Origin of the sequence: Rhizobium sp. LjRoot258, from assembly GCF_964254185.1 — a bacterium.
Classification (GTDB): Bacteria; Pseudomonadota; Alphaproteobacteria; order Rhizobiales; family Rhizobiaceae; genus Rhizobium.
Genome location: NZ_CAXUST020000001.1, coordinates 1,597,677 through 1,623,852 on the forward strand (window position 1 = coordinate 1,597,677; position 26,176 = coordinate 1,623,852).

General features: G+C 60.6%; 23 protein-coding genes and 1 pseudogene. 10 read left to right on the forward strand and 14 right to left on the reverse strand.

Features of this window, described 5'->3' with window-relative positions; genetic code table 11:
- Nucleotides 1–8: 8 nt before the first annotated feature.
- The 3 genes from gcvH (at nucleotide 9) to ACSQ9D_RS08070 (ending at nucleotide 3,605) form a co-directional block, all read left to right on the forward strand.
- The gene (gene gcvH, locus ACSQ9D_RS08060; protein ID WP_436281798.1) at nucleotides 9–371 is read left to right on the forward strand and encodes a glycine cleavage system protein GcvH; all 363 of its coding nucleotides are present in this window, start codon (nucleotides 9–11) and stop codon (nucleotides 369–371) included.
- The gene (gene gcvP, locus ACSQ9D_RS08065) at nucleotides 371–3,235 is read left to right on the forward strand and encodes an aminomethyl-transferring glycine dehydrogenase (RefSeq protein ID WP_436281799.1); all 2,865 of its coding nucleotides are present in this window, start codon (nucleotides 371–373) and stop codon (nucleotides 3,233–3,235) included. Before gcvH ends, gcvP begins: the two co-directional genes overlap by 1 nt.
- Nucleotides 3,236–3,335: 100 nt before the next feature.
- A complete protein-coding gene (locus ACSQ9D_RS08070) occupies nucleotides 3,336–3,605 on the forward strand; it encodes a DUF982 domain-containing protein (RefSeq protein ID WP_436283791.1) in 270 nt (89 codons plus the stop codon).
- Between the two features lie 56 nt (nucleotides 3,606–3,661).
- Here the strand turns inward: ACSQ9D_RS08070 and ACSQ9D_RS08075 are convergent, their stop codons facing one another.
- From ACSQ9D_RS08075 to ACSQ9D_RS08120, 10 genes and pseudogenes are all read right to left on the reverse strand, one after another.
- A complete protein-coding gene (locus ACSQ9D_RS08075; protein ID WP_037119189.1) occupies nucleotides 3,662–4,444 on the reverse strand; it encodes an alpha/beta hydrolase in 783 nt (260 codons plus the stop codon).
- A 629-nt stretch (nucleotides 4,445–5,073) separates the two neighbouring features.
- Nucleotides 5,074–5,699 (reverse strand): annotated as a pseudogene (locus ACSQ9D_RS08080) (NAD-dependent epimerase/dehydratase family protein); the annotation flags it as partial.
- A 90-nt stretch (nucleotides 5,700–5,789) separates the two neighbouring features.
- Nucleotides 5,790–6,407, reverse strand: coding sequence for a LysE family translocator (locus ACSQ9D_RS08085; protein ID WP_436281800.1), 618 nt, complete (start codon nucleotides 6,405–6,407; stop codon nucleotides 5,790–5,792).
- Nucleotides 6,408–6,543: 136 nt separating this feature from the next.
- The gene (gene sufA / locus ACSQ9D_RS08090; RefSeq protein WP_436281801.1) at nucleotides 6,544–6,936 is read right to left on the reverse strand and encodes a Fe-S cluster assembly scaffold SufA; all 393 of its coding nucleotides are present in this window, start codon (nucleotides 6,934–6,936) and stop codon (nucleotides 6,544–6,546) included.
- A 135-nt stretch (nucleotides 6,937–7,071) separates the two neighbouring features.
- On the reverse strand, nucleotides 7,072–7,452 hold the full coding sequence (locus tag ACSQ9D_RS08095) for an SUF system Fe-S cluster assembly protein (protein ID WP_016554095.1): 381 nt from the start codon (nucleotides 7,450–7,452) through the stop codon (nucleotides 7,072–7,074).
- 11 nt (nucleotides 7,453–7,463) lie between these two features.
- Entirely contained in the window at nucleotides 7,464–8,705 is a 1,242-nt protein-coding gene (locus ACSQ9D_RS08100; RefSeq protein WP_436281802.1) for a cysteine desulfurase, read from the reverse strand.
- Nucleotides 8,706–8,717: 12 nt separating this feature from the next.
- Nucleotides 8,718–9,992 carry a Fe-S cluster assembly protein SufD gene (gene sufD / locus ACSQ9D_RS08105; protein ID WP_436281803.1) on the reverse strand — a complete coding sequence of 425 codons (1,275 nt, stop codon included), beginning with the start codon at nucleotides 9,990–9,992 and terminating at the stop codon, nucleotides 8,718–8,720.
- Nucleotides 9,993–10,015: 23 nt separating this feature from the next.
- Nucleotides 10,016–10,771: a Fe-S cluster assembly ATPase SufC gene (sufC, locus tag ACSQ9D_RS08110; protein WP_436281804.1), complete on the reverse strand. Its 756-nt coding sequence runs from the start codon at nucleotides 10,769–10,771 to the stop codon at nucleotides 10,016–10,018.
- Between the two features lie 72 nt (nucleotides 10,772–10,843).
- On the reverse strand, nucleotides 10,844–12,313 hold the full coding sequence (gene sufB / locus ACSQ9D_RS08115; protein ID WP_368515040.1) for a Fe-S cluster assembly protein SufB: 1,470 nt from the start codon (nucleotides 12,311–12,313) through the stop codon (nucleotides 10,844–10,846).
- A gap of 143 nt (nucleotides 12,314–12,456) precedes the next feature.
- Nucleotides 12,457–13,623, reverse strand: a complete 1,167-nt coding sequence (locus ACSQ9D_RS08120; RefSeq protein ID WP_436281805.1) for a cysteine desulfurase family protein — start codon at nucleotides 13,621–13,623, stop codon at nucleotides 12,457–12,459.
- Nucleotides 13,624–13,828: 205 nt separating this feature from the next.
- On the opposite strand from ACSQ9D_RS08120, the gene ACSQ9D_RS08125 reads away from it, so the two are divergent.
- Nucleotides 13,829–14,506 carry an alpha/beta hydrolase gene (locus ACSQ9D_RS08125; protein WP_018902229.1) on the forward strand — a complete coding sequence of 226 codons (678 nt, stop codon included), beginning with the start codon at nucleotides 13,829–13,831 and terminating at the stop codon, nucleotides 14,504–14,506.
- On the opposite strand, the gene ACSQ9D_RS08130 is transcribed toward ACSQ9D_RS08125, so the two are convergent.
- Complete coding sequence (locus ACSQ9D_RS08130) at nucleotides 14,503–15,027, reverse strand: GNAT family N-acetyltransferase (RefSeq protein ID WP_436281806.1); 525 nt, start codon at nucleotides 15,025–15,027, stop codon at nucleotides 14,503–14,505. The two genes, ACSQ9D_RS08125 and ACSQ9D_RS08130, sit on opposite strands and share 4 nt — an antisense overlap.
- Entirely contained in the window at nucleotides 15,027–16,145 is a 1,119-nt protein-coding gene (locus ACSQ9D_RS08135; protein WP_436281807.1) for an anhydro-N-acetylmuramic acid kinase, read from the reverse strand. Before ACSQ9D_RS08135 ends, ACSQ9D_RS08130 begins: the two co-directional genes overlap by 1 nt.
- Nucleotides 16,146–16,261: 116 nt before the next feature.
- On the opposite strand from ACSQ9D_RS08135, the gene tyrS reads away from it, so the two are divergent.
- A complete protein-coding gene (tyrS, locus tag ACSQ9D_RS08140) occupies nucleotides 16,262–17,518 on the forward strand; it encodes a tyrosine--tRNA ligase (protein WP_436281808.1) in 1,257 nt (418 codons plus the stop codon).
- 52 nt (nucleotides 17,519–17,570) lie between these two features.
- Here the strand turns inward: tyrS and ACSQ9D_RS08145 are convergent, their stop codons facing one another.
- Nucleotides 17,571–20,963, reverse strand: coding sequence for a hypothetical protein (locus ACSQ9D_RS08145; protein WP_436281809.1), 3,393 nt, complete (start codon nucleotides 20,961–20,963; stop codon nucleotides 17,571–17,573).
- A 119-nt stretch (nucleotides 20,964–21,082) separates the two neighbouring features.
- Here ACSQ9D_RS08145 and ACSQ9D_RS08150 point away from each other — a divergent pair, with 119 nt between their 5' ends.
- From ACSQ9D_RS08150 to ACSQ9D_RS08170, 5 genes are all read left to right on the forward strand, one after another.
- Nucleotides 21,083–21,556 carry a peroxiredoxin gene (locus tag ACSQ9D_RS08150; protein ID WP_436281810.1) on the forward strand — a complete coding sequence of 158 codons (474 nt, stop codon included), beginning with the start codon at nucleotides 21,083–21,085 and terminating at the stop codon, nucleotides 21,554–21,556.
- On the forward strand, nucleotides 21,553–22,380 hold the full coding sequence (locus ACSQ9D_RS08155; RefSeq protein WP_436281811.1) for a ferritin-like domain-containing protein: 828 nt from the start codon (nucleotides 21,553–21,555) through the stop codon (nucleotides 22,378–22,380). Before ACSQ9D_RS08150 ends, ACSQ9D_RS08155 begins: the two co-directional genes overlap by 4 nt.
- Nucleotides 22,381–22,477: 97 nt before the next feature.
- A complete protein-coding gene (locus ACSQ9D_RS08160) occupies nucleotides 22,478–23,776 on the forward strand; it encodes a peptidoglycan DD-metalloendopeptidase family protein (protein WP_436281812.1) in 1,299 nt (432 codons plus the stop codon).
- 157 nt (nucleotides 23,777–23,933) lie between these two features.
- Complete coding sequence (locus ACSQ9D_RS08165; RefSeq protein ID WP_436281813.1) at nucleotides 23,934–25,421, forward strand: DEAD/DEAH box helicase; 1,488 nt, start codon at nucleotides 23,934–23,936, stop codon at nucleotides 25,419–25,421.
- Nucleotides 25,422–25,427: 6 nt separating this feature from the next.
- Nucleotides 25,428–25,850, forward strand: a complete 423-nt coding sequence (locus ACSQ9D_RS08170; protein WP_436281814.1) for an NUDIX domain-containing protein — start codon at nucleotides 25,428–25,430, stop codon at nucleotides 25,848–25,850.
- A gap of 3 nt (nucleotides 25,851–25,853) precedes the next feature.
- On the opposite strand, the gene ACSQ9D_RS08175 is transcribed toward ACSQ9D_RS08170, so the two are convergent.
- Nucleotides 25,854–26,171, reverse strand: a complete 318-nt coding sequence (locus ACSQ9D_RS08175) for a TfoX/Sxy family protein (RefSeq protein ID WP_037119211.1) — start codon at nucleotides 26,169–26,171, stop codon at nucleotides 25,854–25,856.
- Nucleotides 26,172–26,176: the final 5 nt, after the last annotated feature.

The window sequence follows — 26,176 nt, forward strand, 5'->3', positions numbered from 1 at the left end:
GAACAATCATGCTGAAGTTTACCGAAGAACACGAGTGGCTGAAGATCGAGGGCGGCGTCGCGACGGTCGGCATCACCACCTACGCCGTTGAACAGCTCGGCGATCTGGTTTTCGTCGAACTGCCGGAAGTCGGTGCCACCTTCTCCAAGAACGACAATGCCGCAACCGTCGAATCCGTGAAGGCTGCCTCCGACGTCTATTGTCCGCTTGACGGCGAGATCACCGAGGTCAATCCGGCCATTGCTGCCGATCCGTCGCTGGTCAATTCGGACCCGCAGGGCGCCGGCTGGTTCTTCAAGCTCAAGCTTGCAAACGCCGCCGATGCCGATGGCCTGCTCGACGAGGCGGCCTACAAGGAGCTCACCGCGTAATGACGACGCCGACAGAATTCCAGTTCACCGACTACCAGCCCTATGACTTCGCCAACCGTCGTCACATTGGCCCGTCTCCTGCCGAAATGACGGATATGTTGAAGGTCATCGGCTATAACAGCCTCGACAACCTGATCGACGCCACCGTGCCGCCGTCCATCCGCCAGAAGGCGCCGCTCGTCTGGAGCGCGCCGATGACGGAACGCGAGGCGCTCGACAAGCTGCGCGAGACCGCCAACAAGAACAAGGTCCTCGTCTCGTTGATCGGCCAGGGTTACTACGGCACGATCACACCGCCGGTCATTCAGCGCAACATCCTAGAAAATCCGGCCTGGTACACGGCGTATACGCCTTACCAGCCGGAAATCTCCCAGGGCCGACTGGAAGCGCTGCTGAACTACCAGACGATGATCTGCGACCTCACCGGCCTCGACGTCGCCAATGCCTCGCTTCTCGACGAAGCGACTGCGGCCGCAGAAGGCATGGCCATGGCCGAGCGCGTCTCCAAGTCGAAGGCCAAGGCCTTCTTCGTCGACGCCGCCTGCCATCCGCAGACGATCGAGCTGATCAAGACCCGCGCCGAGCCGCTCGGCTGGAGCGTCGTCGTCGGCAACCCCTTCACCGATCTCGATCCGGTCGACGTATTTGGCGCCATCTTCCAGTATCCGGGCACGCACGGCCACGTGCATGATTTCACCGGCCTGATCTCGCGTCTGCACCAGACCGGCGCGATCGCCATCGTTGCCGCCGACATCCTGGCACTGACACTCTTGAAATCGCCCGGCGAAATGGGCGCCGACATCGCCATCGGCAATTCGCAGCGCTTCGGCGTTCCGGTCGGCTACGGCGGCCCGCATGCGGCCTACATGTCGGTCAAGGACGCCCACAAGCGCTCCATGCCCGGCCGTCTCGTCGGCGTCTCGGTCGATGCCCGCGGCAACCGCGCCTATCGCCTGTCGCTGCAGACCCGCGAGCAGCACATCCGTCGCGAGAAAGCCACGTCGAACATCTGCACCGCGCAGGTGCTCCTCGCCGTCATGGCCTCCATGTATGCCGTCTTCCACGGCCCGAAGGGCATCAAGGCGATCGCCCAGCAGGTCCATCAGAAGGCCGTGCTGATGGCCAAGGGCCTAGAAAAGCTCGGCTACACCATCGAGCCGAAAACCTTCTTCGACACCATCACCGTCGATGTCGGCCACATGCAGGGCGTCATCCTGCGCGCGGCCGTCGCCGAGGGTGTGAACCTGCGCAAGGTCGGCGCCACGAAGATCGGCATGAGCCTTGACGAGCGCACCCGCCCGGCAACGCTGGAAGCCGTCTGGCGCGCTTTCGGCGGCAACTTCGCCGTTGCCGATTTCGAGCCGAGCTATCGCCTGCCGAAGGGCCTCGCCCGCACCAGCGAATACCTGACGCATCCGATCTTCCACATGAACCGCGCCGAAAGCGAGATGACCCGCTATATTAGGCGTCTGTCGGACCGAGATCTGGCGCTCGACCGCTCGATGATCCCGCTCGGCTCCTGCACGATGAAGCTGAATGCCACGGCCGAAATGCTGCCGATCACCTGGCCCGAGTTTTCCGACATTCACCCCTTCGTGCCGCCAGACCAGGCGCTCGGCTATCGCGAGATGATCGACGATCTCACCGAAAAGCTCTGCGCCGTCACCGGCTATGACGCCTTCTCCATGCAGCCGAACTCCGGCGCGCAGGGCGAATATGCGGGCCTCTTGACGATCCGCAACTACCATATCGCCAACGGCAATGGTCACCGCGACGTCTGCCTGATTCCGACCTCGGCCCACGGCACCAACCCGGCCTCGGCCCAGATGGTCGGCATGAAGGTCGTCGTCGTCAAGGTTCGCGAAAACGGCGATATTGACCTCGGCGATTTCCGCGCCAAGGCCGAGCAGTATGCGGACAATCTCTCCTGCTGCATGATCACCTACCCCTCGACGCACGGCGTCTTCGAGGAAACCGTCAAGGAAATCTGCGACCTCGTGCACAGCCACGGCGGTCAGGTCTATCTCGACGGCGCCAACATGAACGCCATGGTCGGCCTGTCCCGCCCTGGTGACATCGGCTCCGACGTTTCCCACCTCAACTTGCACAAGACCTTCTGCATCCCGCATGGCGGCGGCGGTCCCGGCATGGGCCCGATCGGCGTCAAGGCACATCTGGCGCCCTACCTCCCCGGCCACCCGGAAACGGACGGACGCTCAGGCGCGGTCTCGGCGGCGGCCTTCGGCTCGGCCTCGATCCTGCCGATCTCCTGGAGCTACTGCTTGATGATGGGCGGCGAAGGGCTGACGCAGGCGACCAAGGTGGCAATCCTAAACGCCAACTACATCGCGGCACGGCTCAAAGGCGCCTATGACGTGCTCTACAAGTCCGAGGCCGGACGTGTGGCGCATGAGTGCATCATCGACACCCGCCCGCTGGTCGAAAGCGCCGGCGTCACCGTCGACGACGTCGCCAAGCGCCTGATCGATTGCGGCTTCCATGCGCCGACCATGAGCTGGCCGGTTGCAGGCACGCTGATGATCGAGCCGACGGAATCGGAAACCAAGGCCGAACTCGACCGCTTCTGCGAAGCGATGCTGGCCATCCGCCAGGAAGCCCGCGACATCGAGGAAGGCCGCTCCGACAAGGCCAACAATCCGCTGAAGAACGCCCCGCACACCGTCGAAGACCTCGTCGGCGAATGGGATCGTCCCTACAGCCGCGAACAGGCCTGCTTCCCGCCCGGCGCCTTCCGGGTGGACAAGTACTGGTCCCCGGTCAACCGCGTCGACAACGTCTTCGGCGACCGCAACCTGATCTGCACCTGCCCGCCGGTCGAAAGCTACGCGGAAGCGGCTGAATAACGACACCTCTCGGTCCCCTTCCCCTTGTGGGGAGGGGTTGGGAACGCGTAAGCATCGGCACCACCGAAAACCCGCGATGCAAACACAGGTCACCCACCCCATGGCAAAATCCGACAGCGATATCACCCAGGCACTCTGGCCAGAGCCAGTGCTCTTGGCGCTGGAAGAACCCGGCCAGTACGTGACCATTCAGACAACTCAGGCCGCCTCCTGGGCGATGATCGAGGACTGGCCGACCGAAGACGGGCCGGCACTCGACAAGGCCCTACTGGTCTGCGCCGACGTCATCAAGGGCAAGCGCACCAACGAGGATGCCCGCAAAGCCTTCATCGCCGCCGCTGTCGAGGCCGGCATCGACATGAAGAGCTGACCGCTCGGTTGCGCTTTCATTGTGTCGGCGTTCGGAGGCGGCAGCGGAGATCTTCGCTATGCCTTCTGTTGGCCCGCTGCCGCCAGGATCAACCCTGCAATGGCGTCCGGGTGCGAAATCAACGATAGATGGCTGGATTTCAGCTCGATGGTGTTGGCGCCCATACGCTTGGCCATGAAGCGTTCGAGGTCTGGATCAATCGTTCGGTCTTCGGTGGAAACGGCATACCAGCTGGGTTTTGAGCGCCATGCAGCCTGCGTCGTCTTACCCGTGAGTAGCGCCTTGTGGAACGGCTCCTGGACCGCATAGAGCACTTTCGCCTTCGCCTCAGGAAGATCTCCCGCAAAGTCACGCAGGAATGCCGCTTCAGTCAGTCGTCCCTCGTCTCCATCGAAAACGATGCCTGCGGAAGCTGGTGGTGTCGGAAATGTCTTGGCAAGGGTCGTGTAGTCTTCGCCGGCATCAGGTGCACGCGCAGCAACATAAACAAGTGCAGATACGCTCGGATGCACGCCCGCTTCGGTCACCAGCATGCCGGAGAAAGAATGCCCGACCAGAACCGTCGGACCATCCTGCCGGTCGAGTACGCGCTGCACTGAGGCGACAGCCTCCGGCAGTGTCGTCAGCGGATTCTGCACAGCCGTGGCATTGAGCCCCGCGGCCTGCAGGCGCGCAATGACCTCCGTCCAGCAGGAGCCGTCGGCAAACAGCCCGTGCGCCAAGACGACGTTTCGTGCCTTCGCCGGCGCGGCGGGCGCGGCCATGCCACGGGTGGAGATGAGGGAAGCGGCAGCGCCTGCAACGAGTGCCGCTGAGAAAGTCCGTCGGTTCATCATCATGATCGGTGTTCCCTGAGCGTTGAACAATCAGTTATGCGCGCGCAAGCCTCCGGCTCCGCACAAAGCTGGCTTGTGAAAATCTGCGTGGTTGGCTTTCCTGTCGTTGCCCCTGTAGCGTCACTGGCGCGCTGTGCGGCCTTACAAAACGACCAGTTCACAAGGCGCTCCACAAGTGCTTTGCGCATGGGGGTCGTTTCACAGATGAATCTATTCGCCACCCGCCGCCCGGTCAATCGGGCACGCGCTACACATAGGTATAGGTGGCGTAAGGAAGGGAATAGAGTTTCCGCGCAAGGCATTCGATGGCCCAACCGACGGGCGCTACCGCCGGTTCCTGCGCCGACGACAGGTAAGCCGCCCTGCCCCGCAGGAGGCGGTAGCAATGGCGTCTGCCGGTCTGGCTTTTTGGCGCCGCTCGCCATATGGATTGGATACCAGGCATCGGCTGCAGCGCGACATCGACATGACATTCTCGCACATCTTCCTCCGCCTATCGATCTCAAGGAAACGATGACGTACGCTACTAGCCTCAAGCCGTTTCGCCTCTATAACACGTGGAAGGTCGGTCCATATTTCAGGCGCGAGTTCGAACGCGTTGGCGCTGGGTCGCCACAAATCCGTATCGCCTATCGCGTTCCATCGCCATAGATCGTGATATCGCGGCCCGATAGTGCCTGAACGATAAAGGTCGCAACGACCCGACCATCGGCCGGATGCATATGGGGACCGTAGGTATTGAATATGCGAACGACTTTGATCGGTAGCTTGTACTGCCGGTGATAGTCGAAAAACAAAGTCTCGGCGTTGCGTTTTCCTTCATCGTAGCAGGCGCGCGGTCCAATGGGGTTGACGTTGCCCCAGTAATCTTCGGACTGCGGATGGACATGCGGATCACCATATACCTCCGATGTCGAGGCCTGCAGGACCGGGATGTTCGTCCGCCTTGCCAGTTCGAGCACATTCAGCGCGCCTATGACACTTACTTTAAGTGTGCCGATCGGATCGGCCTGATAGTGAACAGGCGAGGCCGGACAGGCAGATTGTAGATTTGGTCGACACCAACGGCGACAGCCTCGGTGACATCATGCTTCAAGAGGGTAAAGGCCGGATCGCCGAGAAATGCTTCTATGTTGTCCACGGAGCCCGTGGAAAAGTTGTCCATACACACAACGCGGTTCCCCTCGTCGAGCAGTCGCTTGCAGAGACGTGAACCCACAAACCCTGCGCCGCCGGTAACAAGAATGCGTTTAGTCATAATGGCTCGCACCGTTTCCCAAAGCCTGCACGCATATCGCGAATGTTTTCTATCTTCAATCTGCCACAGCCGTGGGCTACAGAGGCGTATTTAAAGGAGCGAATAGCCTCCGGAAGCGAGCGCTACGAGGCCGAAGAGGATCAACAGGTAGCTTGTTCCCCGTACGAGCTTTGTTGTGAAATCCCTTGGCAATTTGTTCCTGGCAAGGCTGACCGTTCCGCTCAGAAAGAACCACCAGGCAAGCGATCCGCTGAAGACACCACCTACGATGACGGCCGAACTGAAGCGCCGTGTCTCTTCTGTCAGACCGAAACCCGCAAACAGCGCACCGAAGGAGAGGATCGTGGCCGGATTGGAGACCGTCAGCAAAAACGTCGCCAGCGTTGTGCCGATGAGGCCGGCCGACCTGATATCGGCCGCCTGGACCGGATCGTGCGTCAGTCCTCGATAACCCAGCGCGAGAAGCAATAGACCTCCGACGATCGCCAAGGGCAGTCTCGCTGCCGACATCGTCTCCTCGAAGACAGCGATGCCGGTGACCGCTGCCAGCGCATAACTGGCATCGCCGACCGCGGTCCCAAGGCCGCAGGAAAGACCCGCAGGAAAGCCGCGCTCCAGTGTGCGTTTGATACAGAGCATTCCGATCGGCCCGAGTGGCGCGGTGATAATGACACCCAGCAGAGCGCCCTTCGCAAACAGCAGTAGCATCGTTCAGTCGATTCCCTTCCGCAGGGGCAATCCCGCGGACTTTCAAAGAGAGCCCTTAAGGCGCTATCGCGATGAGGTAAAATGAAAAGGCCGCCGAAACCGGCAGCCTTCTCGAGAATTCGAACGATTGTGACAATCAGTGCGCGGGAATGACGGCGTTGCCCTGCGCGGCGAGCGCCGCAAGATCCGCCGGCTTCAGTTCGACGGATTCACCGCAGCCGCAGGCCGAGGTCTGGTTCGGATTGGTGAAGGTGAAGCCGGAGCGCAAGGTCGTGCTCTCGAAGCCCATTTCTGTGCCGAGCAGGTAGAGCACCGCGGACGGTTCGACCCAGACCTTTGCGCCTTCGCGCTCGATCAGGTCGTCCTTCGCATTCGGATCGGTCACGAGGTCGATGGTATATTCCATCCCTGCGCAGCCGCCCTTCTTGATCCCGACGCGAATGCCCTTGGCCTCCGGTCCGGAGTTTTCGACGATCGCTTTCACGCGGTCCGCTGCAGCTACCGTCATGCTCATGATTGCAAAGCCCATCGGCTTCTTCTCCTTCCGCGCGCGGATTCAAGGTCCGGCGTTTCACGATTCAAATGTAGTGCCAGCAGCTTAACCGATCAATACCAGCCTGCACTATGAGCCTGTCGGAAAAGTCTGCAACTTTTCGCCGTCATGCTAGTACCAGCCGACGGCGACCTGCGCCTCTTCCGACATGCGGTCCGGCGTCCACGGCGGATCGAAGGTCATTTCGACCTCGACACCGGATACACCCTCGACCGCGCCGACAGCATTCTCGACCCAGCCGGGCATCTCGCCGGCTACCGGGCATCCGGGCGCCGTTAGCGTCATCATGATCTTCACCATACGGTCGTCTTCGATATCGATCTTGTAGATCAATCCAAGTTCGAAGATGTCGGCCGGGATCTCAGGGTCGTAGACGGTCTTGAGCGCCGAAATCACATCGTCGCTGAGCCGCGCTAGTTCATCGGCCGGAATGCTGGAATGCACGATGCCTTCGCGCACGTCGATCTTCTGTTCGCTTTCGTCCAGGCTCATTCGGACACTCCTTAAGCAAAGAACTTGCGCGCATATTCCAGCGCATCGGCCAAGGCATCGACCTCGGCGCGTGTATTATACATCCCGAAGGATGCCCGGCATGTGGAGGTGACGCCGAAGCGTTTCAAGAGCGGCATGGCGCAATGCGTGCCTGCGCGCACTGCAACACCCTGGCGGTCGATCACCATCGACACGTCATGCGCATGCAGACCGGCTAGCTCGAAAGAGAAGATGCCGCCCTTGCCCGGCGCCGTGCCGAAGACCCTCAGCGAGTTGACCGCCTGTAGGCGCTCTGCGGCATAGGCGGCGAGATCCGCCTCATGGCGGGCGATCGCCTCGCGGCCGACCTTGTCCATGTAGTCGAGCGCATAGCCGAGCCCGATCGCCTGCACGATCGGCGGCGTCCCGGCTTCGAAGCGATGCGGCGGATCATTGTAGGTAACGGTGTCTTCCGTCACCTCGAAGATCATTTCGCCACCGCCCTGGAAGGGCCGCATCTCGCGAAGCCGCTCCTTCTTGCCGTAGAGCACGCCGATCCCGGACGGGCCATAGAGCTTGTGGCCGGTCATCACGTACCAGTCGCAATCGATGTCTTGTACGTCGACAGGCATATGGACTGCTCCCTGCGACCCGTCGACCAGAACCGGAATGCCACGCTGATGCGCGATGCGGCAGATTTCCTTGACCGGAACCACGGTGCCGAGCGCATTCGACATATGCGTGATGGCGACGAGCTTCGTGCGCTCGGTCAGGCTCTTTTCGAAATCCTCGATATGGAAGGCGCCCTCGTCATCAACAGGCACCCAGACCAGCTTGGCGCCCTGCCGCTCCCTGATGAAATGCCAGGGCACGATGTTGGAGTGATGCTCCATGATCGAGATGACGATCTCGTCGCCCTCTCCGAGCTTCGGCATGCCCCAGCCATAGGCGACCGTATTGATTGCCTCCGTCGACGACTTCGTGAACACGATGTCGTTGACATCAGGCGCGTTCAGGAAGCGCCGCACCTTTTCGCGTGCGCCCTCATACGCGTCGGTCGCAACGTTCGAAAGGAAATGCAGACCACGGTGAACGTTCGCATATTCACTCGAATAGGCGTGCGAAATCGCGTCTATAACCGCCTGCGGCTTCTGCGCGGAGGCACCGTTGTCGAGATAGACCAGCGGCTTGCCGTAGACTTCCTTCGCAAGGATCGGAAAATCCTTGCGAATGGCTTCGACGTCGTATGAGGTTGCCGGAACTATCTTGTCCATGACGCTATCCGATCAGGCGTGTTTTTCGAGCCAGGCCGAAATGACGCTTTCCAGCGACTCGACCAGGGCTTCATCATCGAGTTCTTCGACGATCTCGGCGACGAAGGCATTGACGAGCATTGCACGCGCCTTGTTCTCCGGAATGCCGCGCGCCATCATGTAGAAAAGATGGTTGTCGTCGATGTCGGTAACCGTCGCACCGTGGCCGCACTGAACGTCGTCAGCGAAAATCTCGAGCTCCGGCTTCATCGAGAATTCAGCGTCGTCGGACATTAGCAAAGTGTTGCACGCCATCTTGGCGTCGGTCTTTTGCGCATCGGGGGCGACACGGATCATGCCTTGGAAGATGCCCTTGGCACGGTCGAAGACGACGTTGCGAATCACGTCGGTGGAGCCCGTATGCGGAACGTTATGGCCGACAACCATGGTAACGTCGGTATGGGTTTCAGCGCCAAGCAGGTTGATGCCACGAAGCGTCAGGTCGGCGCCCTCGCCCGTTACCTTGATGTGCAACTCCTGGCGAACCAGCTTGCCGCCGGCATTGATGACGAAAAGCTTCAGCTTGGCCTCCGCGCCGAGATCGACACGGATCTGGCCGAGGTGCGTATCCGCTGCGCCCTGCTGCTGGATAATGATCCAGGTGAGTTCCGTACCCTCGCCAACCGTGACGTCACTGACGTGAGACACGAAGGCGGCATCGGAGGTCACTGCAAGGTGACGTTCAATCACCGTCGCCTTCACGTTTGCCCCGAAGCTCACCGGCAGGCGTGTATGCGTCTGGCCGCCAGCGTGAACGAACTGGATCTCGAGTGGTTCCTCAAGCGCAGTTTCGGCGGCGACGTCAATGACGTAGCCATCCCGCACGAAGCTGCCGTTGATGCGGCCGATCGCATCGTCACTGCCGAGGGCACCGAGGCCGGTGGCAGCCGTGCCGTTCGAAAGCTGGGCCGCGTAGCCCGAAATGTCGAGGCCATCGACCGAAGCCTTCAGATCCGGCACACCCTGAATAACCGAAAGAACCGAGGATTCCTCAACCAGCGGGTCGCGGGCTTCTGAGCCGGCGTCGCCTGCCTGTTCCGGAATGGCGCGCAACAGCGTCTTGAGGTCGGTATAGTGCCAGGCCTCGATGCGGCGCGTCGGCAGGCCGGCCTTCTTCAGGTCGTCAAGCAGCCTGTCTCGGATGGCGATGACCGAACCGTCGCCCGGCAATTCGCCGATCTGGTTGTTGAAAGCCTCGATGAGCGCCGCTTCCGCGGCGGTCTGGCGGCTCGTCGTCTGCATGTTCATGAGACTCGTCCTTTCCGCCTAGATCAGGCTGCGGCGCCGATGATGTCGGCGTAGCCGTTGGCTTCCAGCTCATGCGCCAGTGTCTTGTCGCCCGACTTGATCACCTGCCCCTTGTAGAGAACGTGAACCGTATCCGGAACGATGTAGTCGAGCAGGCGCTGGTAGTGGGTGATGACGATGACGGCGCGGTCCGGCGAACGCAGCGCGTTGACGCCGTCGGCAACGATCTTCAGTGCATCGATGTCGAGACCACTGTCGGTTTCGTCGAGAACGCAAAGCTGCGGCTGCAGCAGCGCCATCTGCAGGATTTCGGCGCGCTTCTTCTCGCCGCCGGAGAAGCCGACGTTCAGTGGACGCTTCAGCATTTCGGTGTTGATCTGCAGCTTGCCGGCAGCGTCCTTGACGAGGCGCATGAAATCAGGCGTCTTCAGCTCATCTTCGCCGCGTGCCTTGCGCTGTTCGTTCATCGCGACTTTGAGGAACTGCATGGTGGCAACACCGGGAATTTCGACTGGGTACTGGAACGCGAGGAAGATGCCCTTGGCGGCACGCTCGGCAGCATCGAGTTCCAGGATGCTTTCGCCGTTGTAAAGGATGTCGCCTTCGGTGACTTCGTAGTCTTCGCGGCCTGACAGGATGTAGGAGAGCGTCGACTTGCCAGAGCCATTCGGGCCCATGATGGCGGCAACTTCGCCAGCCTCTACCGTCAGGTCCAGGCCGCGGATGATCTCCGTGCCGTCTTCAGCGATGCGGGCGTGCAGGTTCTTAATTTCAAGCATGGTGTTGTCCCATAAAAAGCAATCGGAAAAAGGCGCGATCCACGCGCCCTCGCGCATTCATATCGTGTTGCGTCAGCCGACGCTGCCTTCGAGCGAGATGCTGATTAGCTTCTGCGCCTCGACGGCGAATTCCATCGGCAGTTCCTGCAGGACTTCCTTGACGAAGCCGTTGACGATCAGGGCGATCGCCGCTTCGGTCGGGATGCCTCGCTGCAGGCAATAGAAAAGCTGGTCCTCGGAGATTTTCGAGGTGGTTGCTTCGTGCTCGAACTGCGCCGTCGAGTTCTTCGCTTCGATGTATGGCACTGTATGCGCGCCGCACTTGTCGCCGATCAGCAGCGAGTCGCACTGCGTGAAGTTGCGAGCGTTCGACGCCTTGCGGTGAGCCGAAACCTGGCCGCGATAGGTATTCTGCGACACGCCGGCAGCAATGCCCTTGGAGACGATGCGGCTCGAGGTGTTCTTGCCGAGATGGATCATCTTCGTGCCGCTGTCGATCTGCTGATGGCCGTTGGACACAGCGATCGAGTAGAACTCGCCGCGGCTGTCATCGCCGCGCAGGATGCAGGAGGGATATTTCCAGGTGATCGCCGAGCCGGTTTCGACTTGCGTCCATGAGATCTTCGACCGGTGACCACGGCAATCGCCGCGCTTGGTGACGAAGTTGTAGATGCCGCCCTTGCCCTGTGCGTCGCCCGGATACCAGTTCTGCACCGTCGAATACTTGATCTCGGCGTCATCGAGTGCAACGAGTTCGACTACCGCGGCATGCAACTGGTTCTCGTCGCGCTGCGGCGCGGTGCAGCCCTCGAGGTAAGAAACGTATGCCCCCTCCTCGGCGATGATCAGCGTGCGCTCGAACTGGCCGGTGTTCTTCTCGTTGATGCGGAAGTAGGTGGACAGTTCCATCGGGCAGCGAACGCCCTTTGGAACGAACACGAACGAGCCATCGGTAAAGACAGCCGAGTTCAGCGTCGCATAGTAATTGTCGCTCGTCGGAACAACCGTGCCGAGATACTGCTTCACGAGATCAGGATGCTCGCGGATCGCTTCCGAGATCGACATGAAAATCACGCCGGCTTTCTTCAGCTCCTCTTTGAAGGTCGTGACGACGGAGACTGAGTCGAAGACCGCATCGACGGCAATCCGCGGTTTCTCGACGCCAGCGAGTATTTCCTGCTCCTTGAGCGGAATCCCGAGCTTTTCGTAAACCTTGAGGATTTCAGGATCGACTTCATCAAGCGACTTCGGGCCAGGCGTGCTTTTCGGCGCGGCGTAGTAATAGATGTCGTTGAAATCGATCTTCGGATAATTGACGCGCGCCCAGGTCGGTTCTTCCAGGGTCAGCCAGCGCTTGTAGGCCTCGAGACGCCATTCGAGCATCCATTCCGGCTCCTGCTTCTTGGCGGAAATGAACCGGATGATGTCTTCGGACAGACCCTTGGGTGCCTTGTCCATTTCGATGATGGTCTCGAAACCGTATTTGTACTGATCGACGTCAATCTCGCGGACGCGATCGACCGTTTCCTGGACGGCGGGCATGTCATTCTCCAATCTCGCCGGAGAAAAGGTCCGGCAGCTTGTCGTTCGGGCAGTATCGTTTGCCCTGTATGTAGGTGGCCAAAAGGGACTTTTCAGCCCGAATGGCAAGCGGAAATTTGCGTTTCCGCAAATTTATGAAGCGGTCACGCCGCCTCCCCGGCCGGCTTGCGCCGAGCGGCTATTTTCGCAAAGACGGAAATCGCCTTGTCGATCTCCTCTTCGGTCGTGGCAAAGCCCAACGAAATGCGCAAAGCACCGAGCTTGGGGTCACGCCCCATGGCAACCAGAACCTGGCTTTCCCCGACCTTGCCGGAGGAGCAGGCGGAACCTGCCGAGAGCGCCACCCCTTCGAGATCGAAGGCGATCTGTCCCGTCTCGGCCTTCAGCCCCGGAAGGGTGAAAAAGGTCGTATTCGAGACGCGTTGACCCGCGGCGCCGTAGATGACGACGTCAGGCGCAGCCCCTCGCATTCCGGTTTCCAATCGATCACGCAGTGCCGAAACGGCCTCATTGCGCTGATCGAATTCCGCAACGGCGGCTTCGGCGGCGGCGCCGAACCCGATCACCGCAAGTGAATTCTCTGTCCCCGAGCGGTGACCCTTCTCCTGGCCGCCGCCATGGATCAGCGGCCGCGGCATCAGGACTTCGCCACGGGTGATCAGCGCACCGGTACCTTTCGGGCCGCCGAGCTTATGCGACGAGATGATCATGAAATCGACGCCGAATGCGTGGAGATCGAGCTTCAAACGACCCGCTGCCTGCACAGCATCGACGACAAGCAGACCACCATGCGCCTGCACGATCTTCGCAACGTCGGCGATCGGCTGGACAATGCCGGTCTCGTTGTTAACAAGCATAACCGCGACCATCGGCAAGCCACTCGATTTGTCATGCGCAGCGAGCAAAGTGCCAAGCGCATCGAGATCGACGACACCGGCCTCGGTAACAGGAATTTCCGTCGTTTGTTCCTTCGGGAACCGGCCGCCTTCACGCACCGCGGGATGCTCGACGGCCGAGTAGTAGAGCTGGCCGATTGCGAGCGGCGTCCGCCCCATCCTGAACTCGGGCGTCAGCACCATATTGGCCGCTTCGGTTGCGCCGCTCGTGAAGATCACATGCGCAGGATCGGCGCCCGTAAGCGTCGCCACTTGGCGCCGCGCACGTTCGATGGCCGCGCGCACAGTCCGGCCTTCGCCGTGAACCGAGTTCGGGTTGCCGAACAGATCCATCGCGCGCAGAACAGCCTCGCGCGCATGCGGATGCAGTGGCGAAGTCGCGTTCCAATCGAGATAAAGGCGTGGCGGCGCCATGATCTTTCGTCCTGCGCTAAAATCCTTGCGAGGCGGCTCGGCTCATTTTCCTTGAAATTTCGGCCGGGCTTGCCTTATGACACATCCCACAACGCGTGGATTGCCATGCAAGTTTCGAATTGTTCTAAACTGCGTTTTAGAAAAGCTGACAACGTTCGTCAAGTCTGCGCAGCGTGAACGCGAAGAAATAAACGCCGGAGTACAGATGCCCGAAGTCATTTTCAACGGCCCCGCAGGCCGCCTTGAAGGCCGCTACCAGCCCTCCAAGGAAAAAAGCGCGCCGATTGCCCTCATTCTGCACCCGCACCCCCAGTTCGGCGGCACGATGAACAACCAGATCGTCTACCAGCTCTTCTACATGTTCCAGAAGCGCGGTTTCACGACATTGCGCTTCAACTTCCGGGGAATTGGTCGCAGCCAGGGAGAGTTCGACCATGGTGCCGGCGAGCTTTCGGATGCCGCATCTGCGCTCGACTGGGTGCAGAGCCTGCACCCTGATTCGAAGACCTGCTGGGTCGCGGGCTATTCCTTCGGCTCCTGGATCGGAATGCAGCTCCTGATGCGACGGCCGGAAATCGAAGGCTTCATGTCGATCGCGCCGCAGCCGAACACCTACGACTTCTCGTTCCTCGCGCCCTGCCCGTCCTCCGGCCTCATCATCAACGGCGACGCCGACAAGGTGGCACCCGAGAAGGATGTCAACGGCCTCGTCGAGAAGCTGAAGACGCAGAAGGGTATCTTGATCACGCACCGCACGGTGCCGGGCGCCAACCACTTCTTCAACGGCCAGGTCGAGACGCTGATGGGCGAATGCGAGGATTACCTCGATCGCCGCCTGAACGGCGAACTGGTACCGGAACCGGCCGCCAAGCGGATTCGCTAGGCTGACCGCATCCCGGCGGTCAATTCGAACGTCGGGCAAGACAATCCGTCAACGATCATCGGCATGCGGCCTCGCATGCCGATTTTCGTTAGGACATGCTGGGATGCGGTATTGTCCGGATGGGTGAAGGCGATAAACCGCGACGCGAAGTTCCGCGCGAAGAACCAGTCCGCCAGCCCGCCCGCAATCTCCGTCGCATAGCCCTTGCCCCATTCCTGCTGTCGAAGCGAATAGCCGAGTTCCAATTCCTGCCGCTCACCGCCGAAAAGCGAGAACCCCGCGCGGCCAATGAAGCGATCGTCCTCGCGGCCGAGGATCTTGTATTTCGTAATTCCGTCCCGCGCTTGCTCGCCGAACCAGTTGCGTAACCGTTCCTCCGACTTCTCGCGCGACCACGCAGCAGCACCCGAAAGATATTGCGTCGTCTCGATGGTCGAGTGAAGCTCCTGGATTAGGCCCGCATCGTCCGGTTCCCACATGACCGCGACAAGGCGCGGTGTCTCCAGAATGACCGGCTGCATCACGGCTTCACCACAACACCGCCGCTCACCGGCGCACGCACGCCCGTTGTCCCGGGAAACGTCAAGGGCAAGCCGTCCAACGACCTCACCGCGAGATAGGCCCAGGCTTCCGCCTCCATTGAATCTCCGTTGAAACCAGCCGCCTCCGCAGAAATCACTTGGGCGCCCTGGCGGCGGGCGATATCTCTCAAATCCAGCATCAGGACGCGATTGAGGCGACCACCGCCGCAGACGATGTAAAGCGTCGGCGTCACCGGCAGGTGACCGGCGGACTTGATAATCGAAGCGGCAGCGACGTAGGCAAGTGTGCGCGCACCATCGGCAAGTTCTGCATCTGCGCCCGACGGCGGCGGAAAGTCGTTGCGGTCGAGCGAGCGCCGCTTGTCCGCGGCAAAGAACGGGCTGTTCAAATAACGATCGGCCAGCTCCGCGATGATCCGACCCTCCGAAGCGATCATGCCGCCCTGATCGAACGGCACACCCGCATGGGTCTCGACCCACTGGTCGATCAGCGTATTGCCGGGTCCGCTGTCGTAGCCGACGATGACGCCGTGTGCGCCGATATAGGTGAGGTTGGAAATCCCGCCGATATTGACGAAGCAGACCGGCAAAGCCGCGTTCGTGAGGTTGGCGGCAAGTGCTGCATGATAGACCGGAACCAACGGCGCACCCTGGCCGCCATGCACCATGTCGTTGGCACGGAGGTCGTAGGCCACCGAAATGCCCGTCTCCCGCGCCAGCAGTGCCCCATCGCCGATCTGCACGGTCAACGCCTCGTCCGGCCGATGTAGCACCGTCTGCCCGTGAAAGCCGATGACATCGATCGAGGCCGCATCGAGCGCATTGGCGGCCAGAAATTCCCTAACGGCAACTACATGACGTAACGTCAATTCGCGCTCGATAGAGGCCAGATCGCCACGCCGTTGCTCACGTTGGGTAATGGTCTTCGCCTGCTCCAGTGCCAGCTTCAAACGATCCCGGAAGGCCGGATCATAGGGAACGCCGAGGAAAGGCCCGCGTTCGACGACGGCCCGGCCATCCGTGCGCAGCAGCGCCACGTCGATACCGTCCATCGATGTTCCGCTCATCAAGCCGATCGCGGTCCTGACCTTCTCCATGACCCCTCGCTGGAAGATTCCTGCCAAATGGTGACTGTTCGGCAAAACAGTGCTAAACGCGCCGCGTCACTTCAACAATAGCCAATCCGAAAATCCGCACCCGAGAGCAAAAGGTCATGTCCGAGTTCAAATCCGATTTCCTCCGCACGCTGAAAGAACGCGGCTTCATTCATCAGATCTCCGATGAATCGGGCCTCGACGAACTCTTCGCCAAGGAAACGGTAACGGCTTATATCGGCTTCGACCCGACGGCGCCCAGCCTGCATGCGGGCTCGCTCATCCAGATCATGATGCTGCACTGGCTGCAAGCAACCGGTCACCGCGCCATTTCGCTGATGGGCGGCGGCACCGGTATGGTCGGCGACCCCTCCTTCAAGGACGAGGCACGCCAGTTGATGACTATTGACACGATCGAGAGCAACATCGCCTCGATCAAGCGCGTCTTCTCGAACTACCTGACCTACGGCGATGGCCCCAAAGATGCACTGATGATCAACAATGCCGAGTGGCTGCGTTCGATCAATTACCTCGAGTTCTTGCGCGACGTTGGCCGGCATTTCTCCGTCAACCGGATGCTGTCCTTCGACAGCGTCAAGACGCGCCTTGATCGCGAGCAGTCGCTGTCGTTCCTCGAATTCAACTACATGATCCTGCAGGCCTACGACTTCGTCGAACTGGCCAAGCGCTACGACTGCCGTCTGCAGATGGGTGGTTCGGATCAGTGGGGCAACATCGTAAACGGCATCGACCTCGGTCACCGCATGGGGACGCAGCAGCTCTACGCGCTGACCTCGCCGCTGCTGACGACCGCTTCCGGTGCCAAAATGGGCAAGTCCGCGACCGGCGCCGTCTGGCTCAATGCCGACATGCTGTCGGCCTACGACTTCTGGCAGTACTGGCGCAACACCGAAGACGCCGACGTCTCGCGCTTCCTGAAGCTCTACACGACGCTGCCGATGGACGAGGTCGCACGCCTGTCGGCGCTCGCCGGCTCGGAGGTCAACGAGGTAAAGAAGATCCTGGCGACCGAGGTGACCGCGATCCTGCACGGCCGGACGGGTGCCGAACAGGCTGCCGAAACCGCCCGCAAGACCTTCGAGGAAGGCGGCCTTGCCGAAAACCTTCCCTCGGTCGAGGTCCCGGCTGCCGAACTGGATGACGGTATCGGCCTGCTGTCGCTGATTGTCCGGGCCGGCCTTGCCGCTTCGAATGGCGAGGCGCGCCGCCATGTCCAGGGCGGTGCGGTGCGCATCAACGACCAAGCCGTCAGTGACGAACGCAGGATCATCGGCAGCGGCGAGATCACCGCCGATGGCGTCATCAAGCTTTCGCTTGGCAAGAAGAAGCACATCCTGATCCGCCGCGCCGCGTAAGGGCTGCCAGGATCGGAAAAAGGAAGGCCGGCCTCGCGCCGGCTTTTCGTTCCTATTGGAATTCGAAAATGTTGCGGAAGACGCCGGGCGCGATGATCGACAACGGATTGATGATCATATCGGGCGATTCCAATTTCCCTGTCAGCTTGAACGTGATGCCGATCAGGCCGCGGTCCGTGCCATTGCCGAGGATAATACCGATCAGGGGCAATTCGGCGAAGAGCCGGTTCAGCCCATAGGCGGGCATGAAGGTGCCCGTCATGTCCATACTTCCGCGCTGGTCGCGCACCATGCCTTGGAACACCGCGCCGACCTGATCGCCACGCACGACGCCGTTCTCAATGCTGATCACGCCGTTCTTCGAAACGATCCGGGCAAAGCCGCGCTGGAAGCGCTGTGCAGAGGTGTCGATGTTCCGCTTGACCGCCGAATTCAGGCTCCGTTGCTCCTGACCGACCGGCGTCGAAACGATCGAGTGCAGGCGCTGCTCATTGACGAGGGAGAAGCGCCTGATGTCGATCGACCCGTCCCAGCTGTCGCCCGCGCCGAGGCGGATCTGCAGATTGAGCAAGCCGCCCATCATGTGCTGATAGAGATCGGCGAAGCGCGAGACGGAGCCCGCATCCCCGCTCGTGATATTGATGACGCCACTGCCCTTCGTCTGGGCGACGAACGCCTCGCCGCTGTCGGTGACACCGGTTAAATTCAGTGACTGCAGCCTGCCATCCGCCGAAACGTAAAGCATGTCGACATTCCGCATCTTCTCATCGTTGAAGCCGACGATGCGACCGAGCTTGGCCCGTATGGATACGCTACCGCTCTGGTCGTCGTCGCTTCCGCCATTGCTGCCAGCCTTCAATCTGGAGATGATCGGACGGGCATCGGCACTATTGCCTGATACGGAGACATCAAGCCCTCCCTTGTTGCGCTTCACCGAAACGGCAAAATCGTCAAGAGAAGATAGTTTGACGCTGTCGAGATCCGCCTTCACCAGGTTGCCCTTGCCGATGACGAGAGAGCCGTTCGCGCCGAATCCGTCGCCCTTGAGGACGAAGTTCTTCAACTGCGTATTGTCGGCTGGGCCGGATGCTTCGAACGTAGCCGTCGCGCCGATACCGCTTCCCTTGGACCATCCGATCCATGGCAGCGATAGGCGGGCCCTTCCAAGGTCGATCGTGACCCCTTGCCGGTCCTGATCGATGCGATTGAGTTCAACGTCGATGCTGCCATCGATGATGTTGTTGAGGCCGGGTAGCCACTTTTCCCGCTGATCGTTGTTGAGCGTAGCGGTAATGTTCTGCTGCGGCTGAACGCCGGACGATTTATCCGTCGGCTCGACAAGCTCGATACCGGCGGGAATGCGGTCGATCAGCCCTTTTCCGTCGAGGCTCACCTGCTTCGGATCGGCGCGCAGCACCCCGTCGAGGCCCGTGATCTTGCGGCCCGAAATCGGCTTGGCGATATCGAGATCCTGAAGCTGTAGCACCGCCTTCCATTCGGCCGGCGGAGGATTTTGCGATGAGATCAGCCCGAGGCGTGCCTGCACGTTCGCCGACACCTTGCCGGTGAGATCCTCAGGCACGAGGCCCGCACGCTGCAATACCTGGATGGGCTTGTAGGTCAGCAATTCACCGACCGCGTCCGCCGCGCCGGAAATGGGAAGATTGAGTTCGGCCATGAGCGGCTTGTCGTAGGTCGACGGAAGGACAAACGTACCCTCGCCGACGTTTACCGATCGTCCCGACGGGAAGAACGCCGTCCCGCTCTTGATCGAGATCGTCGCGCGCGGACCGCTCAAATCAAAATGCGCATTCGTATCGCGGATCGGCGGGATGTCGCCGACCACGTTCATCCGCGTACCAGCGATGTCGAACGCAATGCGGATCTGGTTCTCGTCGAGTTTCAGCCCCTTGCCGACCGCCTCGTCCAAGCGTCCGAACGGAATGAAGACGGAGATTGAAGCGTCGCTGACTGTGCCCCCGAAGAGGTTGCGTTCAACCCACTCTCGGCCCTTCGACGCCATCCAGAACGGCCATAACTGCTTGACTGCCGTTGTCTGCAGCTGCTGTGACTGACCGGCAAAGCTGATCTCCGGTGAGACGTCTCCGAAGCGGACATGCAAGGAGCCGAAGAGGCCGCCGGCCGGGCTCGAAACCCGCATATTCTCGAATTGCAGTTCGCGGCTGGCAACGAGGTACCGACCGGTCGCCTGGATATCGAAGGCAAGGGGTTGCTCTCCCGATCCAGTTGGCGCCGCCGTGCCGCCACTCACAAGCAGATCGATACCGAAGCCCTTTCCTGCGGAGGCATCGATCTTGTCAAGATCGATAAGGGCACCGGTGAGCGGTACAGACGTCGCGCCGAACTGAACGCGTGAATTGGCGATCTCGAGCGTTTGCTTGGAGAAATCATAGGCAAGGTTGATGCTGCCGCCACTCAACTCCTGCTGGTCGCCGTCCATATAGAAGTGCCCCGGCTTCAGCTCGATCGCGGCATCGAGCGCAGGCGAAGCTTGATCGCCGGTACGAACCGCAGAGATCGTCAAGTCTCCAGAGCCATCGATGCCTTGCCGGATTTGACCTTCGACGTTTCGCTTGAGCGTGAACGGGCCCAGATCGACGCCAGCCACCTGCCCTGTCAACTTCGAAGTACGCCCGCTGGCCATTTCTGTGACGACGCTGAGTGTTGCCGGTTTGCCGTTGATCGCGACCTCGCCATCCAACGCCAGCGCGCCCTGGCGTGTCCTCGAGAAGGCCAGGCTGTCGATTACGATCGAGAGCGGGCCGTTTGCCGTATCGGCAAGCTTGATGTCGATGCCCGAGAGCTTGACCGACCGCGTTCCGCTGCGCTCCACGAAGCTGTCGATCATGTCGAGTTGAGCAAATGCCGCTTCCATGGCGGCCGGGATTTCGTCGATCCTGACATCATCGAGCTTGAGCGGTTTTCCTGACGGCAGCAACGCTGTATCGAGTGCTATATCTTCCGCCTCGATCTGCGCAATCGCTATTCGACCGCGGAAAAGTTGCAGCGGGTCGAGTGCCATGCGCATGGCATGCGTCGTCGACAGGTGCTGGCCGCTTTTCTCATCGATCATGTTGACGTCGCGCGCCTCGAGCGCAAGGCGCAGGTTCGATGTAAAGCGGATGACCGTCGAGCCGACCTCGGCCCGATAACGCGGCCCGATAGCCGAGTTGAGGGCAGCCTGCGCCTGCCGCGAAAGCGGCGCGTCGAATATGCCGCTTTCCACCGTGAAGACAATCGCCGCGAGCACGAACAGAATGACGGCAATGCAGCCACCCGTGGCGCCAGCCGTTCTGCGCATGCGCGAACGCGTTGGCGGGCAGCTGACGATGATGGGATCTTCGGCCTGCGCCGAGGGAAGCTCATGCAGTGCGACGATATCTTTCTTGCGGAATGTAATTTTCTCACCGCGGATCGCCGACATGCGTCTCGCCTAACTCCTTAATTTGTGGTCTGGACCAGACTGGCTGGACGATTGTTCGTCCAATATATATCTGGCAAATCACCTGTTATCCACAAACTCGGCAAAAGAAAGGTTTCTCCATGGCGGATATCAGCATCGGCACCGCGGCGCCCGACTTTGATCTCCCGCGTGATGGCGGAGGCCGCGTCTCGCTTGGTCATTTCCGCGGCAAACCACTGGTACTTTTCTTCTATCCTAAGGATGACACGACGGGGTGTACGGCGGAATCGCTCGCCTTCACCGCGCTTGCTGGCGAATTTGAGAAAGCTGGCGCCGGCGTTATCGGAATGTCTCCCGACTCCGTGAAGTGCCATGACCGATTCATCAAGAAGCACGGCCTTGCGGTCGTCTTGGCGTCTGATGAAGAGAAGACGACGCTGGAAGCCTATGGTGTGTGGAAGCAGAAGACCATGTATGGACGCAATTTCATGGGTGTGGAGCGCACGACTTTCCTCATCCGCGAGGATGGGACGATCGGAACGATCTGGCAGAAGGTGAAGGTGCCCGGCCACGCCGAAATCGTGCTTGCCGCCGTGCAGAACCTGTCGCGATGACGTCTCGGTCCAGCATCGCATCCCTGCGCGGCGGTGCGATCGACGCCATCCGCGCAACCGATCTCGACGAGAAGACCACGCTCGCCCAGGAAACTGCTACACGTTGGTTCAGTCGCAAGCTGTCACTGCGTTCGCCGCTTGACGCGCCGCTGCCCGAGAGGCCGGGCCGTCCGGACAAGCCAGAGCTGATCCCGCCGACGCAGGTCGAAAAGCGTTCCTTGCATACGGTCAAGGGGCGCATCGCGCTGCTGCATGCCATCGCCCATATCGAACTCAACGCTGTCGACCTGGCGCTTGATATCGTTGCCCGGTTCGCCACCGAGCTGGTGCCGAACTCCTTCTTCGACGGGTGGATGCAGGTAGCCTTCGAGGAGGCGAAACATTTCCGCATGGTGCGCGCCCGCCTGAGAGACCTCGACGCAGACTATGGTGACCTGCCCGCGCACGACGGCCTGTGGCAGGCGGCGCACTCGACGAGAAACAACCTGACGGCGCGGCTTGCGGTCGTCCCGCTCATCCTTGAGGCCCGCGGTCTCGACGTCACGCCGTCGCTGCAGGCCAAAATGCGCGAAACCGGCGATCTGGAGAGCGCAGCCGTACTTGATGTCATTTATAACGACGAGAAAGGCCACGTTGCGATCGGCGCCAAATGGTTCCGCTTCCTCTGCTCCAGGGAAAAACGGGATCCCGCACGGACATTCCACGAATTGGTGCGTGCCAATTTCCGCGGTCCGTTGAAGCCTCCCTTCAACGACGTCGCGCGGGCCGAAGCGGGCCTGACGCCGTCCTTTTACCGGTCGCTGACATCGACGAGCAACGCCTGATCCGATAGCGACAGCCATGCTGACCTAAGTAAATATTAACCATAATGGTGCGTAATCGTGGCAATTGAGGCATCGGCCGTCAATTGGGAGATTCTCCGTGACGCATGCACAGCATAGCCGCGTATTCGGTCAGCGAAAACAACAGCATATACTGATCCTGGCGAGCGGCGACCGGGTCCGTCACCTGACCGTCACGCCGTGGATGGCAGCACTCGGTTTCTGCTTCGTCGGCGTCTTTGCGATCGGCTATCTGCTGGCCACGTCCTATCTCGTGCTGCGTGACGACCTGATCGGCGCGGCGATGGCCAGGCAGGCGCGCATGCAGCATGACTATGAAGACCGCATCGCAGCTTTGCGCGCCCAGGTGGACCGGGTTACGTCGCGTCAATTGCTCGATCAGCAAGTGGTCGAAGACAAGGTCGACAAGCTGATGGAGCAGCAACTGGCGCTTACCTCGCGCCACGGTAAGCTCGGTTCGCTTCTTGACCGCGCGGAGAATTCCGGACTGGGCGGCAAGGGGGCGACACCGCTGCAGTCCTACGCTCCCGAATCAAAAGACAAGCACGCCTCGCTTTCCGGTGCAGTTCAGGCAATCGAAAATCAGCTCGCGGGGGCTGACGAACCGGCCGACGTGTCCTCCGACAACACCACGCTCGCTGACGTGCCGGCACCTGAAACCGTTGGCGACCGCGCCGACCGTGTTTTCTCCAAGGTGACGCTGTCGTTGAAGGACATCGAGCAGAAGCAGCGCAATCGCATCGCGCAATTGACGAGCGACGCGGGCGGCACCGCCAATGCCATATCGAAGGTCCTGACACGTTTCCGCATTTCGGTGCCGGCCGAGCGCGTGAAACAGGATGACACCGCAGTCGGCGGACCGTATGTCGAGCCTGAAAGCGCGGATGATTTCGATACCTCGCTTTCGCAGCTTGACGATGCCCTCACCCGCCTGGAGTCGGTGCGGAGCACGGCGGAATCGTTACCGTTCCAGAACCCGGCCATTGGCAAGGAGATCACCAGCTCGTTCGGGAACCGGCGCGATCCGTTCCTCGGGCGCCTGGCACTGCACTCCGGCATCGATTTCCGTTTTGCGCCCGGCGAGAAGGTTCGCGCGACAGCGCCCGGCAAGGTGATCGCAGCAGGCTGGACCGGCGGCTACGGCAACATGGTCGAGGTGGATCATGGCAACGGTATTTCTACGCGCTACGGCCATATGTCGGAAATTCGCGTGAAAGTCGGCGACAAGGTAGACCGCACTGACGTCATTGGCCTTGCGGGCAGCACGGGCCGATCCACCGGCACGCATCTACACTACGAGGTCCGCCAGGATGGTCGTGCCGTTGACCCCATTTATTTCATGAACGCGGGCTTGAAGCTTGCCAGTTACATGAAGTAATTACGGGTACTAACCACCTCTTTACCTCTGCATTGGTCGCAAAGCCTGTATTCCTTGACTTAAGGACAGTTTCGGCTTATGTCGCGCTGCATTGCGGCATGCAATCACGCCGACTCAATCAGAGTACGGCCGAACCGGAACGGAAACAGTTTTCCCTTTGACGACATTTGCTGATCTTGGCTTGAGCCAAAAAGTGCTTTCCGCTGTCACCGACGCGGGCTACACGGTGCCAACCCCTATCCAGGCTGGCGCCATTCCCTTTGCGCTGGAACGCCGCGATATTTGTGGCATTGCGCAAACGGGAACGGGCAAGACGGCGTCCTTCGTCTTGCCGATGCTGTCGCTGCTGGAAAAGGGCCGTGCCCGCGCCCGCATGCCGCGCACGCTGATCCTCGAGCCGACCCGCGAGTTGGCTGCGCAGGTTGCGGAAAACTTCGAAAAGTACGGCAAAAATCACCGGTTGAATGTCGCGCTGCTAATCGGCGGCGTCTCCTTCGAAGATCAGGATCGCAAGCTTGAGCGCGGTGCCGATGTTCTGATCTGCACGCCCGGCCGCCTGCTCGACCACTTCGAGCGCGGCAAGCTCTTGATGAGCGGCGTTGAGATTCTCGTCATCGATGAAGCCGACCGCATGCTCGACATGGGTTTCATTCCCGATATCGAGCGTATCGCCAAGCTCATTCCTTTCACCCGCCAGACGCTGTTCTTCTCGGCAACCATGCCGACTGAGATTCAGAAGCTCGCCGATCGCTTCCTGCAGAATCCGGAACGCATCGAAGTCGCCAAGCCGGCATCGACGGCAAAGACGGTAACGCAGCGCTTCGTCGCCTCGCATGGCAAGGATTACGAGAAGCGCGCCGTTTTGCGCGACCTCGTCAAAGCGCAGACCGATCTCAAGAACGCGATCATCTTCTGCAACCGCAAGAAGGACGTTTCCGAGCTCTTCCGTTCTCTGGACCGTCACGGCTTTTCTGCCGGCGCTCTGCATGGTGACATGGATCAGCGCTCGCGCATGGCCATGCTGCAGAACTTCAAGGATGGTAACCTCCAGCTTCTCGTGGCTTCCGATGTCGCCGCTCGCGGTCTCGACATTCCTGACGTCAGCCACGTCTTCAACTTCGATGTTCCGATCCATTCCGAGGATTATGTGCATCGCATTGGCCGCACCGGCCGCGCAGGCCGTTCCGGCGCTGCATTCACCATCGTCACCCGCCACGACCAGAAACATGCCGACGCGATCGAAAAGCTGATCGGCGAGAAAGTTGAGTGGTTGAGCGGCGACCTATCCGCCTTGCCCCCTCCCGAACCCAGCCGCGACGACGATCGCTCGCGCCGCAAGGGTCGAGACAAGGACCGCGGTCGCGGCAAGGGCCGTGGAGGTCATAAAACTGATATCGCCGTCGCAGATAATGACGTCGAGACGATGGAAACAGCAGCACCAGCAAAGGTCGAAAGCGTGAAGCAAGAGCGCAAAGCAGAACAACACAAGCCGCAACACAACACGCGCGCCGCTCGTCCTTATCCGGCAAACGATGACAATCGCGATCGCCGCCGCTACCGGGACCACGACGACGGCCCGACGCCTGTCGGCTTTGGCGATGAGATTCCAGCCTTCATGCTGATCACGGCCAACGCCAAGATCTGACGAACCATGGGTACGCCGGGCATCGATTTTCCGGGCCTTGGCGTTGGCCTGGTGATTTTGCGTGACCGCAAGATCCTGCTCTACAAGCGCATGCGCGCCCCTGAGGCCGGCCACTGGAGCATTGTGGGCGGCAAGGTGGATCATATGGAGCCAGCCGAGCAGGCGGCGCGACGCGAAGCGGAAGAGGAAACCGGCCTATCGATCGGCCGCGTCAATCTTCTCGGCCCTGCCGAACTTATCAGCAAGGCGGACGAACAGCACTGGATCTCCCTGCTCTATATAGCGGCCGAGTTTGACGGTGAACCGAAGCTCACCGAGCCGGACAAACTCTCGGACTTCGGCTGGTTCAGCCGTTCCGAACTCCCGCGGCCGCTTTCCGCCTTTGCGGCGGCAGCGATGGAGCGGCTGAAGGCCGACGAACTACTCTAAGCATCATTCCGCCCGCAGCGCAGCCTCATAGGCAAGCCGCACCCATCGTGCCATGACATCAGGGTCATCATAGGCATCGTCCGGGATCGACCAGTACGGCATTTTCACCGGACTTCCCTTCTTGCCTTCATAGGCCCATTGCGTCGCCCCAGCCGCGGCGAATTCGGATGCACTCCGCTCGTCGGCCTTCAGCAACATCTCGCCGCGCACTTCGACCGCCACGATCCGGCCCATGTGGTAGATGCCCTTGCCACCAAACATGCGCTTGATGGTGACGGGACCAAGGCCTTGAAACATTTCTTCGATCGCCGCCGCATCCATTGCCC